A 17584-nucleotide genomic window follows, 5' to 3' on the forward strand; every position below is an offset into this window, starting at 1 on the left:
CTCAGTGCTCGTCGCGCATGCCCTGGTGGTGGCTCATGAACAGCCGTCCGCAGAACCAGTCATCCCAGCCGCCGGCCTTGAGCCGGTCCAGCACCGGCCCCTTGACCTCGCTGAGGTCCAGCCGGCGTCCCTGGCGGGCCAGGGCCTCATGCAGGTCCTTCAGCGCGCTCAGCCCGCTGAAGTCGATGCTGTTGACCGGGGACATCTGCAGCAGCACGCGCCGCGTCCCGGGGCGGGTGTCCAGATGGGCCTGGACCACGTCCGCCAGGCTGCGTCCGTTGAGGAACAGCAGGCTTTCATCAATCCGCAGGCCCATCACCTCTGGGTCCAACTCCACCTGATAACGCTCCACGTTGCGGTAGTGCTCGGTGCCCGGAATGCGTCCGATCAGGGCCACATGGGGCCGGGCGCTGCGCTTGAGCAGCAGGGCAATCGCGCCCAGCACGCCCAGCCCCAGGGCCGCCGTGATGCTCACGCCCAGCACCAGCAAGGTCACGACCGTCATCAGCAGCGCTTCCGCCCGGTCGTAGCGCCAGGCGTCGCGATAGGGCTGCAGCGACACCCCCGCCAGCACCGCCGCCATGATGCTGGCCGCCAGTACCGGTTTGGGACACCAGGCCAGCAGGGGGGACAGCGTCACCAGGGCCAAGCCCATCAGACCCGCGACAAACACCCCGGTCATGCGGGTGCGGCTGCCGGCGTCGCTCATCAGCACGCTGCGCGAGAAGCTGGCGGCGGCCGGCATCCCACCGGTCAGCGCGGCAGCAAGGTTGGCCCCTGCCAGGCCCATCAGCTCCCGGCGCGGAAACACCCGCTGGCCCACCCGTCGGGCCAGCGACTCCGCCACGGCCAGGCTGGAGACATATCCCAGCAGCGCGATCAGGGCGGCGCCCGGCAGCATCGTCATCCACAGGTGCGTGTTCAGGCGCGGAACGGTCAGGTGCAGGGCCAGGGGCGGCAAGGTACCGACGCGCGCCAGCCCCTGCGGGTCCAGGGCCCAGGCGGCCAGTATCCCGATCAGCAGCACCCCCAGCGGCGCCATGCGCGCTGGCAGGCCCTTGGGCAGGCGCCGCACAGCCAGGAGCGCCAGCAGGGCGACGATGCCGAACAGGCTGGCAATGCCTTGTGCCTCGAAGCCATGGCTGCGGGCGGATGACCACAGCTCCGGCAAGTTGGCCCCGGAAGCCTGCGCGCCCAGCAGCACCGGCAACTGGCTGGCGGCAATGGCGATGGTGGCACCGGTCTCGAATCCATGCAGCACCGGGACCGACAGCAAGGCCGCCAGCGCATCCAGCCGCAGCAACGCCGCCGCACCCAGCAGCAGGCCGACCTCGGCCGCCAGCACCAGCGCCGCTTCGCTCGGGCTCACACCAGCGGGCGCCAGTTGCAGCGTCTGCAGAATCATCAGCGCCAGCACTGCCACCGGCCCCACGTTCAGGAAGGGGCTGGAACCCAGCAGCGCATACATCAGCGGCGGCAGCAGGCTGGCATATAGCCCCACCTGCGGCGGCAAGCCGGCCAGCATGGCATAGGCCAGGCTCTGCGGGATCAGCAGCACGCTGACCACCAGCGCCGCCGCCAGGTCGTCTTTCAGGCAGGCCTGGAGGTAGTCGCGTACCTGGACGCGCAGGGGGTGCCAAAAGGCAGTCAGAGGCATGGCAGCGGCACAACAGGCATCAGAAGGGGGCGCGCGGCAGTATAGGGGGCGGGGGCGGCGCTCTCGGTCAGCCCGCCGAGGCCTCCGGCCCCAGCAGGGTCTGCAGCCGCACCTGCCCCGCGCGGCAGGCGGCTTCGAAATCCGCTTCCATGCGCATCAGGGCCTGCACGTCCGCCGCCTGCACCGTCGCAATGCCGTGGGCCCGATTGCGCCCCTGCGACTTGGCGGTGTAGAGGGCCATGTCCGCCCAGTTGACCGCCTGTTCCCAGTGCTGGGGCAACTGCGTCGGGGCCAGCGGGAAATGGGCATATCCGATGGACGCGGTCACTCGCAGTGGGCCATTGGCGGTCGACACCGGCTGTTCGGCCACGCCCATCAGGATGCGTTCGGCCAGATGCTGAAGGGCTTCCAGTGCCACGGTGCGCGCGTAGACGAGGAATTCCTCGCCGCCCCAACGCACCACCACGTCCTCCGCGCGCACGGCCTGGCCGATGCGGTGGCCGATCTCGCGGATCACCGCATCGCCGGCGGCATGGCCATGGCGGTCGTTGACCTGTTTGAAGTGGTCGATGTCGATCATCAAGAGGCCGCCGTGAAATGCCTGGCCGGCTTCCCGCTCCATCACCGACAGCAGATACCGGCGGTTGGCCAGGTTGGTCAGTGGATCGCGTTCGCTTTGAGCGCGCAGCAGGCTTTGCTTGGCCTTGAGCCGCTTGTTGGTGTCCCGCACCCGGGCCAGCATCACGCCCATCAGCACCACGGACAGGCCCAGCAGCAGCGCCAATCCCACTCCCACATATTGGGCCAGCCGGCGGTTGGTGAGTTCCTGGCTTTGCAGCGCCTGCTGACGCCGGGCCAGTTCCAGATCGCGCTGGCGGGCTTCGCTGTCGTATTTGTAGCTGAGCTGCCGCAGCGCGGATTCGCGTTTGCGTTGCGCCGTCTCCGCACTGAGGCTGCGTTCCTCGTGATAGAGCCGCAAGGCTTCGCGGGGTTGATTGACGGCGGCATAGGCCTCGCCGAGTTCGCGCAGTTGCAGGATGCGGCGCACCGCATCGTTGTCCCCGCGCGCCAGTTCGATGACGCGGTTCACCTCGCGCCGTGCGGCGTCGAACTGGCGCAGCAGCACCAGCGACACCGACAGGTTGTGCCGCAAGGTCCGCTCCAGCCGCTGATCGCCGAACTCCTGCACCACCGGCAGGGCCTGGCGGGCCAGCTGGGCGGCGCGTGCCGGCTGGTGGGTATGCATGTACGCATCGGCCAGGCTGGCCTGGAGCGTGGCCACCTCACGCCGGGCGTTCGTGTGCTTGGCCAGTTGAAGCCCTTCTTCCAGCACCGCGAGTTGGGTCCGGGTGTCGTTGCGATGCGCCGCCATGCCGGACTCCACGATGCGCATCCGCACCATCGCCAGCACATCGCCCTGCGCGAGTTGCAGGGCCTGCGTCAGCCATTGCTGCGCGATGGCCGGCTGATCCATGTCCTGAGCATTGGTGGCCAGTTGGCCCATGACGCTGACCGTGGCAAAGGTGTCGCCAGCGGCCTGGGCCAATGCCAGGGCATGATGCAGCCGCGTTTGTGCGGAGGCCGGTTCCCCGCGGGCCGACTGGGCGCGGGCGACGAGGCGCAACGCGGCGTAGGTGCCGCGCCAGTCGCAGGCGGGGGAGATCTGGACGGGGGGCTCTTCCGGGCATCCCGGCAGCAGCTCGGTCAGCGCCTGCTGGGCCAGTTCACCCGCCTTTACCGGCTGGCCGATGCGGTCCTGCACGTCCGCGCGCAGCAGCAGCGCCATCGGGAGGCCCCCCGGTCGGTGGTCCAGTTCGTCCGCGATCCGATGGGCTTCGTTCATATCGCCCGCCAGGGCCTGGACCCAGCCGATGGTGTAGTCGATCCGCAGGGCATGGGCGGGTCGGGCCGCTTCGTGGCGGCTCGCGCGCAGGGTTTGCAGTGCCTTGAGCGCCTCCTTCGGCTCGTTGTAGCCGATGCGGACCCACTGCGCCAATTCAGCGTCGAGCTGGCGGTCGGAGGGGTCGGCCGCAAAGGCACCGGTCACGCAGAGGAGACTCAGCCCTGTCACCATCCGCATGACCGTCGGGCAGGCGTGCAGGGCATGACGGATCATGCACGCTCCTCCATCTGCAGCCCCAGCAGGCTGATCAGGTCCACCTGCCCCTGGTGCCAGGCCGACTCCATCCGTCCTGCCAGCGCCAGCAGTTCCTCGCGGGTCTGGGCCTTCACGGCGGCCACGCCATAGGCCTTGTTGCGGCCGTGGGCCTTGCTCATGTACATGACGGTATCGACGATGTCCACCGCACGCTCCCACGCCAGCGTGAGGCCGGCGGGCGCCATGGGGAAGCTGGCGAAGCCAATGGAGGCGCTGATCGGAATGGACAGCGGCCCATGGTCCACCGGAACGCCGCCGATCTGGTCCAGCAGGCGCTGCGCCAGCAACCGTGCGTCGTCGGTGTTTTCGGAGCGGACCAGGATCAAAAATTCCTCGCCGCCCCAACGCACCACCATGTCCTGTTCGCGCAGCACGCTGCGCAGACGCCGGGCCACTTCGATCAGCACCGAATCACCCGCCGCGTGGCCCCACTGGTCGTTGATCCGCTTGAAGTGGTCGATATCAACCAGGAACATGCTGCCGCGCAGACCCTGGTGATCATCACAACGGGCGCCCACATCCTTCTGGAAATGGCGCCGGTTGGCCAAGCCGGTGAGCGGGTCCCGCTCGCTCTGCACGCGCAGCGATTCATTGGTCTGGGCCAGGGCCGCATTGGTGCGCCGCACCCGGCGATAGGCCACCGCCAGCAAGGCGCCCGACAGCAGCACGCCCACGCCGACTTCGGCCCATAGCTTGAGCTGCAGGTCGCGGCTGCGGATCTGTTCGGCCTTGAGGCTGTTGTCCTGGTTCAGCAGCTGGATCTCGCGCTCGCGCTGCTGGTCTTCGAAGCGCGCCTGCGCTTCCAGCATGGCCTTGCGGGTTTCGTCCCGCAGCACCGCATCAAACAACTGGCGGGAGCGGTGGTAGGCATCAACCGCACCGGCAATGTCGTCAGCCTTCTCCAGATAGCTGCCGAGTTCCAGCCAGGCGTCGGCGGTGTAGCTGCTCGCCTCGCGCTGCGCATCCATGGTGATGGCCTGCAGCACATCGCGTTTGCCTTCTTCCAGCCGCCGCATGCCGATCTTGGCAATGCCCATGTTGTGCCGGGCCAGGATCTCGGTCTGGATGGCCCGGATCTCCTGGGACAGCACATTGGCGCGCTGCGACAAGTCCAGTGCCCGCGAGAAATTCTCCTGGCGCAATTCGAAGTCGGCCAGATTGCCCAGCGCCAGCGCCTGCAGGTAGCGGGACTGGGCCTCCCGCGCATACCGGAGCGCCTGTTCGCGGGCCTGCTGGGTGATGGTGGGGTCGGCGTCCTGCGAATGCACGATGCCGGTCATGGTGGAGACGTTGTACATCAGCACCGGGTCCGGATCGAGCTTCGCTGCGGCCTGGGCCTCGACCATGATCTGCCGCGCGTGGTCGCCCTGCTGAGCCCGGAAATACGAGAAGGCCAGCGTGATCTGCGCACTCGCGGCCCGCCAGCCCGAGCCCATGCTGCGCGCCAGCTCGATGGCCTTGAGCACGCTCTCCACCGAGGCATCCACCTCGCCGTAGTCGCTCTGCAGATAGCCCAGCAGCAGCAGCGTCCTGAACAGCATGCGGGGTTCCGCGTGGGCCTGATCGACGTCCGCCAGACCGCCCAGCACGCGGATGCCGGCCCCCAACTGCCCGTTGCTCTTGAGCCATTGGGCCTTGGCCAGCATCAGCGCCAGCGGCACCTGGGCCCGGGCCGGGGAGTTGGCGGGCCAGGTCTTGAGCGCTTCGACGGCCGCCTCATGCCCGCTGCGGTCCCGGACCTGCGCCAGCAAGGCCGCGCGCTGGCTGATCGCTTCCATCCGCTGCGGGCTGTCGGCGGGCATGCGGGCTTCCAGGTCCAGCAGTTGCCGCACATGCTCCTGCGGCTGGGCCAGACCGATCCGCTCCTGCTGCTCCAGCTCCGACACCGTGGCCCGGTCCTGCACCGACGTGTCGCCCGCCCGGGGCGCCGCCTGCTGCGCCGGGCATCCCGTCAGCAGCATGGCCATGCCGAGCCAAGTGCTCAGCAAGGCGGCCGACCGCCAACGGCGGCCGTGCGCACCCCGCCGTGAGGCGGTTGCGCCCGGCTCGGTGGCCTCTGCGTCTGTGGCTCTTGGACTCCCAACCATGTCTGTCGTACTGTCTAAGGCGGCGTTTGTACGTGTTGTTACGGGTGGTCCCGGCCAGCCTCGCCGGGCAATCGTGCACGACTGCGCGTCGGTGCAGGATAAGACGCCTGGGCGCTTACCGCCCGCGTGGCCGCAGCATCGCATGAAGCAGGATGGCGCCGAAGGTGGCGGTGCCGATGCCGCCCAGGGAGAGGCCGCCCAGGTGCAGCGTGTAATCCCCGGTGCCGATCACCAGCGTGATTGCGGCCACCATCAGGTTGCGTGGGTCCTTGAAATCCACCTGCTGTTCCACCCAGATGCGGGCGCCGGCGACGGCGATCAGCCCGAAGACCACGATGCTCACGCCGCCCATCACCGCCAGCGGAATGGCCTGGATCAAGGCGCCGAACTTGGGCGAAAAGCCCAGCAGCAGGGCCATCAAGGCTGCAATCACGAACACGGCAGTGGAATAGATGCGCGTGGCGGCCATCACGCCGATGTTTTCGGCATAGGTGGTCACGCCGGTGCCACCGGAGGCGCCGCTGACGATGGTGGCCACGCCGTCGCCGATGAAGGCGCGGCCGAGGTGGGGGGACATGTCCTTGCCGGTCATGGCGCTCACCGCCTTCAGGTGGCCCAGGTTTTCCGCCACCAGGATCAGCGCCACCGGCACGATCATCAGCAGCGCCTGCGATTCAAAGCGCGGGGCGGTGAAGGTGGGCAGGCCCAGCCAGGCGGCTGCCTGGACTCCGCTCAGGTCGATCGGCTTGCCCAGGCCCAGGCCATTGGTCAGCAGTGCGTACAGCAGGCTGGCGGCGATCAGGCCGGCCAGGATCAGCAACCGTCGCACCATGCCGCGCCCATGCACCGCCACCAGCGCCACGCAGACGAAGGTCAGGCCCTGCATCCAGGCATCGAAGGGTGTGGGTGCCATGTTCTTGATGGGCACGGCGGCCAGATTCAGGCCGATGACGGCCACCACGGCCCCGGTCACCACCGGCGGCATCAGCTTTTCCACCCAGCCGCCGCCGATGGCGGCCACCACCAGGCCGATGACGCTGTACACCACGCCGCACACCACGATGCCGCCCAGGGCCGCCGGCAGGTTGGCATTGGGGCCGCTGCCGCCGTAACCGGTGGCGGCAATCACCACACCGATGAAGGCAAAGCTGGAGCCCAGATAGCTCGGCACCTTGCCGCCCGTGATGACAAAGAAGATCAAGGTGCCGACACCACTCATCAGCACCGCCACATTGGGATCAAAGCCCATCAGCAACGGGGCCAGCACGGTGGCGCCGAACATCGCGATCACATGCTGGAGACCCAGCGCTGCCGTTTGTGGCCAGGACAGTCGCTCGTCAGGAGCGACCGCCGTCTCGGGGCCGGCCGCCACAGGGCGCCAGCGCATCAACCAACCCATGGTATCTACCTCAGTGAATGAGTCACCGAGTGTAGTGATGCCGGGCGATGGCAGGCCCCTGGGCCTTTCCCCTGCCTTGGTCACGATGACCGGGGCGGGGGGCAGGGCTCAAGCCGCCGCTGCTGCCGCCGCCGCCTGGCCGGTATAGCCGCGGGGCACGGCGCCCAGCAGGTCTTGGGTGTACTTCTTCTTCGGGGCGGCCAGCAGCTCGCGGGCATCCGCCTGCTCCACCACCTCGCCATGCTGCATCACCAGCACTTCATCCGAAATGAACTTCACCACCGCCAGGTCGTGGCTGATGAAGATGTAACTCAGCCCGAATTCGTCTTGCAGGTCCTTGAGCAGGTTGAGCACCTGCGCCTGCACCGACACGTCCAGCGCCGACACCGCCTCGTCCAGCACCAGCACCTCCGGCTTGAGCGTCAGGCAGCGGGCAATCGCAATGCGCTGCCGCTGGCCGCCGGAGAACTCGTGCGGGTACTTGTAGAGGGCGCTGTCATCCAGCCCCACCCGCTTGAGCAAGGCACTGGCCGTTGCCAGCCGCTCTTCATGGGAGCCGCCGATGTGGTGGATTTCCATCGGCTCCACCAGCGTCTGCGCAATGGTGAAGCGGGGATTCAGCGAGGCATAGGGATTCTGGAACACCACCTGGATGCGGCGACGCATCTTCTGCCAGTCGCTGCCCGACATTTTGAGCAGGTCCTTGCCTTCGAACAGCACCTCGCCGCCCGTGGGTTCATGCAGGCGCAGCAGCGTCAGCCCCATGGTGGTCTTGCCCGAGCCGGATTCGCCCACCACGCCCAGGGTATGGCCCTTGCGCAGCTGGAAATCCACGCCCTTCACCGCCTTGAACTCCTGCTTGCCGAACAGGCCGGACTTGAAGAAGAAGCTCTTGCGCAGGCCGCGGGCCTCCAGGATGACCGGGGCGTTGGGGTCCTTGAGCTTGCCACCGCCCTGGGCCTCACGGCCGGCAATGTGGTCGTCGATCACCATCAGCCGGGCCGGGTTCTCGGTCAGCGACGGGCGGCAGGCCAGCAGGGCCTTGGTATAGGCATCCTGCGGCGCATGGAAGATCTCGGCCACGGGCGCCTGCTCGCGGATTTCGCCATGGCGCATCACCACCACCCGGTCCGCAATCTCGCCCACCACGCCCAGGTCATGGGAGATGAACAGCATGCTCATGCGGTGCTTCTCCTTCAGCCGGGCCAGCAGTTCCATCACCTGGCGCTGGATGGTCACATCCAGGGCGGTGGTGGGTTCGTCGGCAATCAGCAGCTTCGGATTGCAGGTGAGGGCCACAGCAATCATCACGCGCTGCTGCTGGCCACCGGACATCTCGTGCGGATAGCTCTTCAGGCGCCGCTTGGGGTCGGGGATGCCCACCTCATTCAGCAGCTCCTCGGCCCGCACCAGCGCCTGGCGGCGCGACATGCCCAGATGTTTGATCAGCGGCTCCATGATCTGGTCCGCGACGGTGAACACCGGGTTGAGCGAACTCATCGGGTCCTGGAACACGCAGGCAATCTCACGACCGCGCACCGCCTGCAACTGGCTCAGGCTGGTCTTGAGCAGGTCGCGACCCTGGAACAGGATCTGTCCGCTGCGCTCGGCGTTCTCCGGCAGCAGATTGAGGATGGACATGGCGGTGACGCTCTTGCCCGAGCCGGATTCGCCCACCAGGGCCACCGTGCTGTTTTCGGGGATGTCAAAGCTCACGCCCTTCACCGCCAGTGCGCGCTGCACCTCGCCATGGACCTTGCCGACGCGGAAGGCCACCTTCAGGTCCTGAATACTCAGCAACATTGTTTTCTCCTGGGGGCTTCAGCGCAGCTTGGGGTCGAGCGCATCACGCAAGGCATCGGTGAACAACGAGAAGGCCGTGACAAACACCGCCATGAAGAGCGTCACCACCGCCAATTGCCACCAATAGCCCAGGATCAGCTCGTTCTGGGCCTCCGACAGCATCGTGCCCCAGGACACCTGGTCCACGCTCACGCCCAGCCCCAGGTAGGAGAGGATCACTTCGCTCTTGATGAACGACACCACATGCAGCGACAGCTGCACCAGCGCCACATGCGACACGTTGGGCAGGATGTGCTTGAACATGCGCGAGGTGCGGCTGGCGCCGATGGCTTCGGCGGAACGCACATATTCGCGGCCCGAGTGCTTCATGAACTCGGCCCGCACCAACCGGTAGATGCCCGTCCAGCCGGCCAGCCCCAGGATCATCACCACCGGCAGCACACCCCGGCCGAACACCACTGCAAAGGCGAAGATCAGCAGGATGTTGGGCATGGCGGTGAAGACGTTGTAGACCCACTCCAGGAAGTCGCCCACCTTGCCGCCATAAAAGCCGGAGAGGGCGCCCAGCACCGTACCGATCAGTGTGGCCACCACGGCCGCGAGCACGCCCACCATGATGGAGATCTCGGCGCCCTTGATGGCCTTGGCCAGCACGTCGCGGCCGAGCCGGTCCGCGCCGAAGGGCAAGGTCTGCGCACGCGGTGTTTCATCCGTTTTGTAGTGCTTGGCGCGTTCCGCCCATTCACCGTATTTGGGCGCCAGTGGGTCGATGTCGCTCAGGTCCACCTTGGTCCGCTTGTCCACCTCGACGGCGGCGGCTGTCTCGACCGCACCCGGCCCCATGAAGGTGGGCGGCGCGTTCGGCACGCCGGTCTCCTTCTGCCAGTCGCCGGCCACCAGGCCCAGGCCGGCGAGCACCACCAGCAGCAGCGACAACGCCACCACCGTCAGGGCCGCCATGCCCACCTTGTCCGCCCGCAGGCGCCGCCAGGAGGCGGCCCACACACCTTGGGACTTCTGCGCCTTCGGGCGGGTCGCGCCGGAGGCTGTCATCACGCTGCTCATGCTGGAATCTCCGTCCGTCCCGCCGTCACTTCAACACCACCCGTGGGTCGACCAGCCTGTAGAGCAGGTCGGTCACCAGGTTCACCACCATCGTGATGGCGGCGATGTAGATGGCAAAGGCCTGGATCACCGGATAGTCGCTGCGGTTCACCGCCAGCAGAATCTCGCGGCCCAGCCCCGGAATCGAGAAGAACACCTCCAGCAGGAACGAGCCCACGAAGAGGCTGGGCAGTGCCACCGAAATGTTGGTGAGGATGGGGATCATCGCGTTGCGCAGCACATGCTTGAGCAGGATGGTCTTCTCGGTCAGGCCCTTGGCCCGCGCGGTGCGCACGTATTCATGGCCGATCTCGTCCAGGAAGAAGGTGCGGTAGAGCCGGGTGTAGGGTGACAAGGCCACCGCAACCGCCACAAACACCGGCAGCGGCGCGTAGGTGGTGAGATTGGTCCAGACGCTGTCGCTCCAGCCCTGCACCGGGAACCAGCCCAGTTGGAAGGCGAACACGTACTGGAACACGATGACATAGACCAGCAACGAGATCGACACGGCGATGGTGGTGCCCATCATCACCGCACGGTCCACCGCACGGCCACGCAGGTAGGCCACGATCAGTGCAAACGGCACCGGCAGCAGCACTTCCAGCAGCAGGATGGGGATCATCACCGTCAGCGTGGCGGGCAGCCGTGTGGCAAAGAGGTGGGCCACCGATTCATTGGTCGCCCAGCTCTTGCCCCAATCGAAGGTCACGATCTGCTGAAGGAAGATCAGCAGCTGTTCCCACAGCGGCTTGTTCAAGCCGAGCTGATCGCGGATGGCCTGGATCTGATCGGCGCTGGCGTTGAGGCCGCCCAGCACTTCAGCGGGATCCCCGCCAAACCATTTGAAGAGGAAGAACACCAGCAGCACGACCCCCAGCAGGGTGGGGATCATTTGCCACAGGCGCCTGATCAGGTAAGCCGCCATTGCTGGGGGACTCCATTCAAGCGACGCCACGCGGGCGACAGAAAAAGCAAAACCCCGGACGCTTGGGACGGCCAGGGCCCTTCGGGAACCATGCAAATCACGCGGGAGTCTATGACAGCGCATGCAAGGGCCGTACCGGCATTTGCCCTGAAAGCATCGGAGAAAACTGATATCGCACTTCGGTTGTTCCTGTGCGAGGTGGTCGCCATGCGCCCAATCCTGACAAGGGCTTGGGCAGGCCTGCGGTCGTTGAGGGTTGTTGGCATGGTCAAGGCCGGTAGCCGCCCCTAGACTGCGCGTTTTCCCGCGCACGGTCATTTGTGCCTGTTTTTGAGGATGGTTTTTCGATGCAACGCATGACGGCCTCGACCCGAGGCCTGGCCACGGCCCTGATCTTCGGTTTTTCGTCCACCTTCGCGCAGGTGCCGCCAGTGGTGCCAGTGGCGCAAGTGGAGCCTATGGGGGCCGCTTCGTCCGTGAGCGGCGCGCCGGTTGCGGTGGCGGGTCCGGAGAAGGTGCTGCGCGTGGCCATGCGGGTGGCCGAGACAGGGTTCGACCCGGCCTATGTCACCGACCTGTATTCGCGCAACCTGGTGGCCAACATGTTTGATGCCCCGCTGCGCTACAGCTATCTCCAGCGACCCTATCAACTGGAGCCGTCCGTCACCGACGGCATGCCCGAGGTGCTGGACAACGCCACGCGGTTCATCTTCCGCATCAAGCCGGGCATCTACTTTTCAGACGACCCCGCCTTCAAGGGCAAGAAACGCGAGCTGACCGGCGCCGACCTCATCTATACGCTCAAGCGGCACTATGACCCGGTCGTCAAGAGCGGGCATCTGTATCGGCTGCAGGGCGCCGGCATTCTGGGTCTGGATGAGGTGCGCAATGCTGCCTTGAAGGGCGGCAAGCCGTTCAACTACGACCAGGCGGTGGAGGGCCTGCGCCTGGTGGATCGCTACACCGTCGACATCCGTGTGCGCAACAGCGACCCGCGGTTCATCTACCACTTTGCCGACCCGATGCTGAGCCTGATGGCCCGCGAGGTGGTGGAGACCTACGGGGACCGGGTGGGCGAGCATCCGGTGGGCACCAACGCCTGGGTGTTGTCGCAGTGGCGGCGGTCGTCGCAGATCGTCTTCACGCGCAATCCCAACTTCCGCGAGGTGTACTACCACGAGCCTGTGCCGACGGAGCGGCCGGTACTGGCCGAGCAGGTCAAGCGTCTGCAGGGGCGGCGTCTGCCGATGGTCGACCGTGTGGAGATCTCGGTGATCGAAGAAAGCCAGCCGCGCTGGCTCTCCTACCTGCGCAAGGAGTTCGACCTGCTGGACGACCTGCCCAATGAATTCGCACCGGTCGCCATCCCGCAGAACAAGCTCGCGCCCAACCTGGCCAAGCAGGGCCAGCGCGCCATCCGCTACGAGCGGGCGGACGTGACCATGAGCTACTTCAACATGGAAGACCCGGTGGTGGGCGGCTACACCCCGGACAAGATCGCGCTGCGCCGTGCCATTGCACTGGCGGTGAATCAGGATGAGCAGATCCGTCTGCCGCGTCGCGGACAGGCCGTGCCGGCGCAGGGCATCATCTCTCCGGGCGTGTTCGGCTATGACAAGCAGCTGAAGTCCGAGATGGGCGAGTTTGACCGTGCCCGCGCCAAGGCCCTGCTCGATCTCTATGGCTATGTGGACAAGGACGGCGACGGCTGGCGCGACCTGCCGGACGGCAGCCCGCTCACGCTGGAATACACGACCGAGCCCGACGCGAGAAAGCGCCAGCTGGCCGAGTTGTGGCAGAAGAACATGACCGCCATCGGCGTGCGCATGCGGTTCAAGATCGGCAAGTGGCCGGAAAACCTGAAGGCGGCCAATGCGGGCCGCTTGCAGATGTGGGGCCTGAGCTGGGGCGCGGACATTCCGGACGGTGAGAACTTCCTGGGCCTGGCGTATGGCCCCAGCAAAGGCCAGTCCAACAAGTCGCGCTTTGATCTGCCGGAATACAACCGCCTGTTTGAGCAGCAGCATTCCATGCCGGATGGTCCGGAACGGCTGGCGCTGATGCAGAAGATGCAGCGCATGGCGGTGGCCTACATGCCGTTCAAGGCAGAGACCCATCAGGTGTTCACCGACCTCGCCCACCCCTGGGTGATCGGCTACGACAAGAACCTCTATCAACGCGACTACTGGGCCTATGTCGATATCGATACCGATGTATTGCAGAAGTCCCAGCGGCATTGATGCAGCCGCTGCCGGTGGGCCGGGCCGCACCCCACCCGCGTCCCATGCCTCATGCGCCTCACACCCCCCGAGGGCTAGGTGGTGGGCCACCGCGCTGATGTGGGCGGTGTGGACGGGGGCCGCCCTGGCGGGCCTCGCCCCGGCACAGGCCCCGGCACAGGCACAGGCACAGGCACAGGCACAGGCACAGGCCGGCTCGCCAGACGGGTCCCGCCCCAAGGTGCTGCGCTTTGCCTTGCGGGTGGCCGAGACGGGCTTTGATCCGGCCAAGATCAGCGACCTCTATTCCCGCATGATCACGCCCCACATCTTCGAGGGGCTCTACACCTACGACCATCTGGCTCGCCCGGCCCGCATGAAGCCGCTGACGGCCGCTGCCTTGCCGGAGGTCAGCGACGACTACCGCACCTGGACCGTGCGCCTGCGGCCCGGCATCTACTTTGCCGATGACCCGGCCTTCAAGGGCCGTCGCCGTGAGCTGGTGGCCGAGGACTACGTCTACGCCATCAAGCGCTTTGCCGACCCGGCGGTGCTCTCGCCCAGCTGGAGCGAGGTGGAGGAAATGGGCCTGCTGGGCCTGGCGGAGTACCGCAATGAAGTCCGCAAGCGCGGCATCCCCTTCGACTACGACAAACCGATTGCAGGCCTGCGGGCGCTGGACCGCTACACCTTGCAGTTCAAGGTGGCCGAGACCCGGCCGCGCCTGATGGAGAACTTTGCGCAGAGCGATCTGTATGGGGCCGTGGCGCGCGAAGTGATGGAGGCCTATCCCGGCCAGTCGGCCGCGCATCCGGTGGGCACCGGGCCGTTTGTGCTGACCCAGTGGCGGCGCAGCTCGCTGATGGTGCTGGAGCGCAATCCCGACTACAGGCCTCGCTTCTACGACCAGGAAGTTCAACCGGCCGCCGATGATGCCGAAGGGAAGGCGCTAGTGGCGCGCTTCAAGGGCCGCCGGCTGCCGATGGTGGATCGGGTGGAGCTCAGCGTGATTGAGGAGAACCAGCCGCGCTGGTTGTCCTTCCTGGCCGGGGAGTTCAACTTCATCGAGCGGGTGCCGGAGGACTTCATCAACCAGGCCCTGCCCAACGGCAAGCTGGCCCCCAACCTGGCCAAGCAGGGCATGAAGGCCTACCGCGTGACGGCCACCGATGTGCTGTTCACCGCCTTCAACATGGAAGACCCGGTGGTCGGCGGCTACACGCCGGAGAAGGTGGCGCTGCGGCGGGCCATTGGCCTGGCCATGGATGTGGGCCGGGAACTGCGGGTGGCTCGGCGCGGGCAGGCGTATGTGGCGCAGTCCCTCTATCTGCCCAACACCACCGGCTTTGAAGCGTCCTTCAAGAGTGAGAACGGGGAGTTTGATCCGGCCCGGGCCAAGGCGCTGCTGGACCTGTTCGGCTATGTCGACAAGGATGGCGACGGCTGGCGCGACCTGCCTGACGGTCGGCCGCTGGTGCTGGAGAGCCTCACCACACCGGAAGCCTTCCAGCGCCAGATCGACGAGATCTACCAGAAGAACCTGGCGGCGGTGGGCCTGCGGCTGGTGTTCAAGACCGGCAAGTGGCCGGAAAACCTCAAGGCCATGCGGGCCGGGCGTTATGCCATCTGGTCGCTGGCCAGCTCCGGTTCCAAGCCCGATGGGCAGGACTCCCTGGCGCGCCTGTACTCGGGCCAGATCAACGGGCAGAACTTTGCCCGCTTCGCTCTGCCCGCCATGGACAAGCTCTACGACCAGGCCAGCCATCTGCCCGATGGACCCGAGCGTGACGCGGTGTTCCTGGAAACCAAGCGGCTGGCAGCGGCCTACATGCCCTACAAATATCGCGCCCATCGCTACATCACAGACATTACCCGGCCGGAGGTCATCGGTTACCGTCGGGCGCCGTTCTGGCAGAACTGGTGGGAGTATGTCGACATCGACACCCCCCAAGTTGCAGGCGCAGCGCCCAATGCCGGAGCCGCCCCGACGATGTCCCCCACGGCCCAGACCCATTAGCCCCGCACTTGCATGATGCCTCGCCCGAAGCTGCTGCCATCGATCGTCCGCCCCACCGCGCGCCTTGGCGGTCTTTGCTTGGGGGCCGTTGCACTGGTGATGCTGGGCTTGATGCTGATGGCGCCATCGCCGGCCGCGCGGGCCAGTGCAAGCGAGGCCACGAGTGTCCCAGGCCCTGCGACCGCCGGGGCCACGACCTCCGCCACCATGACGCCCGGGACCATGGCGCCCGGGACCACGGCACCCGGCAACACCACGCCCCACCACCCCCGCGAGAAGGTGCTGCGTTATGCCTTCCTGGTGGCGGAAAGCACCCTGGACCCGGCTCAGATCAGCGACCTCTATTCGCGCGCCGTCACGGCCCATATCTTCGAGTCGCTCTACAACTACGACTACCTGGCCCGCCCCTACAAGATCAAGCCCAACACGGCGATGGCCATGCCGGAGGTGACGGACAACTTCCGCACCTGGACCATCCGGCTGCGGCCGGGCCTCTATTTCGCGGACGATCCGGCCTTCAAGGGCAAACGCCGGGAATTGACGGCCGAGGACTATGTCTACAGCCTCAAGCGCTTCTTTGACCCGGCGGTGAAGTCACCGATGTATTCGAGTTTCCGGCAGGAGGGCATCAAGGGCCTGCAGGCCATGCGCGACGAGGCCCTGAAAAGTAAGAAGCCTTTCAACTATGACCGGCCGGTGGAGGGCGTGAAGGCGCTGGACCGCTACACGCTGCAGTTCAACCTGGAAGCGCCGCGGCCGCGCTTTCTCTACAACCTGGCCGGGGGCGACACCTACGGCGCCGTGGCGCGCGAGGTGGTGGAACACTACGGGGCCAGCATCGGTGAGCATCCGGTGGGGACGGGGCCTTTCCAGCTGGAGAAATGGCGGCGCAGTTCCTTCCTCCGGCTGGTGCGCAACCCGGGCTTTCGGGATGTGCGTTATGACGCCGAACCCAATGCGGATGATGCCGAGGGCCAGGCGCTGCTGGCGCGTTTGAAGGGACGCCGCCTGCCGATGGTGGATGCGGTGGAGATCAGCATCATCGAGGAACTCCAGCCGCGCTGGCTGTCTTTCCTGAACCGGGAATTCGACCTCATCTACACGCTGCCGGAGGAATATGCGGACATTGCGCTGCCGCACGGCAAGCTGGCGCCCAACCTCGCCAAACGCGGCATGCATCTGCATCGGGTGCTGGCCAGCGACCGGCACTTGTACTACTTCAACATGGAAGATCCGGTGGTGGGCGGGTACACCCCTGAGAAGGTGGCCCTGCGCCGGGCGATTGGTCTGGCTACGGATGTCGAGACGGAGATCAACCTGGTGCGGCGGCATCAGGCGATCCGCGCGCAGTCGATCGTCAGCCCGATGACCTGGGGTTACGACGAGCAGTACCGGTCGGAAAACGGTGAGACGGACCTGGCGCGTGCCAAGTCCTTGCTGGACACCTATGGCTATGTGGACAAGGACCGTGACGGCTGGCGCGACATGCCGGACGGCAGCCCGCTGGTGCTGGAGCTGGCCTCGACGCCGGATTCCAAGACCAAGCCTTACGACGAGCTGTGGAAGCGCAACATGGACCGGCTGGGCATCCGTCTGAAGATCCAGATGGCGCGCTGGCCGGAGAACCTCAAGGCGGCGCGTGCGGGGCAATTGCAGATCTGGCAACTGGGCTTCAACAACTCCACGCCGGATGCGCAGTTGAGTCTGGAGCTGGTGTACGGGCCAGCTTCCGGCGGTCAGAACCTGGGGCGTTTCAAGCTCGAGCGTTTTGATGAGATCTATCGCCAGATGCTGGTGCTGCCGGATGGGCCGGAGCGGCTGGCGCTGCTGCGTGAAGCCCAGCGGCTGCTCACGGCCTACATGCCGCAGAAGTACCGCGTGCATCGCATGGTGATCGACATCAGCCAGTCCTGGCTGATCGGCTACCGGCGGCCCTTCTTCAATCAGATGTTCTGGCAATACGTCGACATCGATACGGAGCAGCAGCCGAGGTTCTGACCGGCTCTGCGCAGGCAGGGGAAACGGTCCGCCCTGAGCGCACGGCGCGGCATCGCGCCCGTCCCCGAACCATCCCCACGCTCCCACTTCTGCTCCCCGCCAGGGCTACACTGCCCGCCATGTCCACCTCCTTCGCAACGCCGCTGCTCCTCGCGGGGCTGCAGACGTCGCCATGCCGACGCTTGTGCCCGCGCCTCAGGCCTTTGCGTGTGCGCTG

The 17584-nt window shown here is 66.4% G+C and carries 10 protein-coding genes; 3 read left to right on the top strand and 7 right to left on the bottom strand.

Going from position 1 to position 17584, the window contains the following annotated elements; genetic code table 11:
- Position 1: 1 nt before the first annotated feature.
- From OU995_RS05575 to OU995_RS05605, 7 genes are all read right to left on the bottom strand, one after another.
- Positions 2–1657: a SulP family inorganic anion transporter gene (locus OU995_RS05575; protein ID WP_267834542.1), complete on the bottom strand. Its 1656-nt coding sequence runs from the start codon at positions 1655–1657 to the stop codon at positions 2–4.
- Between the two features lie 67 nt (positions 1658–1724).
- On the bottom strand, positions 1725–3773 hold the full coding sequence (locus OU995_RS05580; protein WP_267834543.1) for a sensor domain-containing diguanylate cyclase: 2049 nt from the start codon (positions 3771–3773) through the stop codon (positions 1725–1727).
- Positions 3770–5782: a GGDEF domain-containing protein gene (locus OU995_RS05585; protein WP_267834544.1), complete on the bottom strand. Its 2013-nt coding sequence runs from the start codon at positions 5780–5782 to the stop codon at positions 3770–3772. The genes OU995_RS05580 and OU995_RS05585 overlap by 4 nt, the downstream gene beginning before the upstream one ends.
- Before the next feature lie 235 nt (positions 5783–6017).
- Positions 6018–7301 (bottom strand): solute carrier family 23 protein, encoded by a 1284-nt coding sequence (locus OU995_RS05590; protein WP_267834545.1) that lies wholly within the window; start codon positions 7299–7301, stop codon positions 6018–6020.
- A gap of 108 nt (positions 7302–7409) precedes the next feature.
- Positions 7410–9104, bottom strand: coding sequence for an ABC transporter ATP-binding protein (locus tag OU995_RS05595; RefSeq protein ID WP_267834546.1), 1695 nt, complete (start codon positions 9102–9104; stop codon positions 7410–7412).
- Positions 9105–9122: 18 nt separating this feature from the next.
- A complete protein-coding gene (locus OU995_RS05600) occupies positions 9123–10169 on the bottom strand; it encodes an ABC transporter permease (RefSeq protein WP_267834547.1) in 1047 nt (348 codons plus the stop codon).
- A 25-nt stretch (positions 10170–10194) separates the two neighbouring features.
- Positions 10195–11133, bottom strand: a complete 939-nt coding sequence (locus tag OU995_RS05605; RefSeq protein ID WP_267834548.1) for an ABC transporter permease — start codon at positions 11131–11133, stop codon at positions 10195–10197.
- 347 nt (positions 11134–11480) lie between these two features.
- Between OU995_RS05605 and OU995_RS05610 the strand changes: the two genes are divergently transcribed.
- The 3 genes from OU995_RS05610 (at position 11481) to OU995_RS05620 (ending at position 17367) form a co-directional block, all read left to right on the top strand.
- Positions 11481–13373, top strand: coding sequence for an ABC transporter substrate-binding protein (locus OU995_RS05610; RefSeq protein ID WP_267834551.1), 1893 nt, complete (start codon positions 11481–11483; stop codon positions 13371–13373).
- 97 nt (positions 13374–13470) lie between these two features.
- Positions 13471–15369, top strand: coding sequence for an ABC transporter substrate-binding protein (locus OU995_RS05615; protein ID WP_267834553.1), 1899 nt, complete (start codon positions 13471–13473; stop codon positions 15367–15369).
- Positions 15370–15576: 207 nt separating this feature from the next.
- Positions 15577–17367, top strand: a complete 1791-nt coding sequence (locus OU995_RS05620) for an ABC transporter substrate-binding protein (RefSeq protein ID WP_267834555.1) — start codon at positions 15577–15579, stop codon at positions 17365–17367.
- Positions 17368–17584 lie beyond the last annotated feature (217 nt).

It is taken from the genome of Roseateles sp. SL47 (assembly GCF_026625885.1).
Taxonomy (GTDB): domain Bacteria; phylum Pseudomonadota; class Gammaproteobacteria; order Burkholderiales; family Burkholderiaceae_C; genus Roseateles.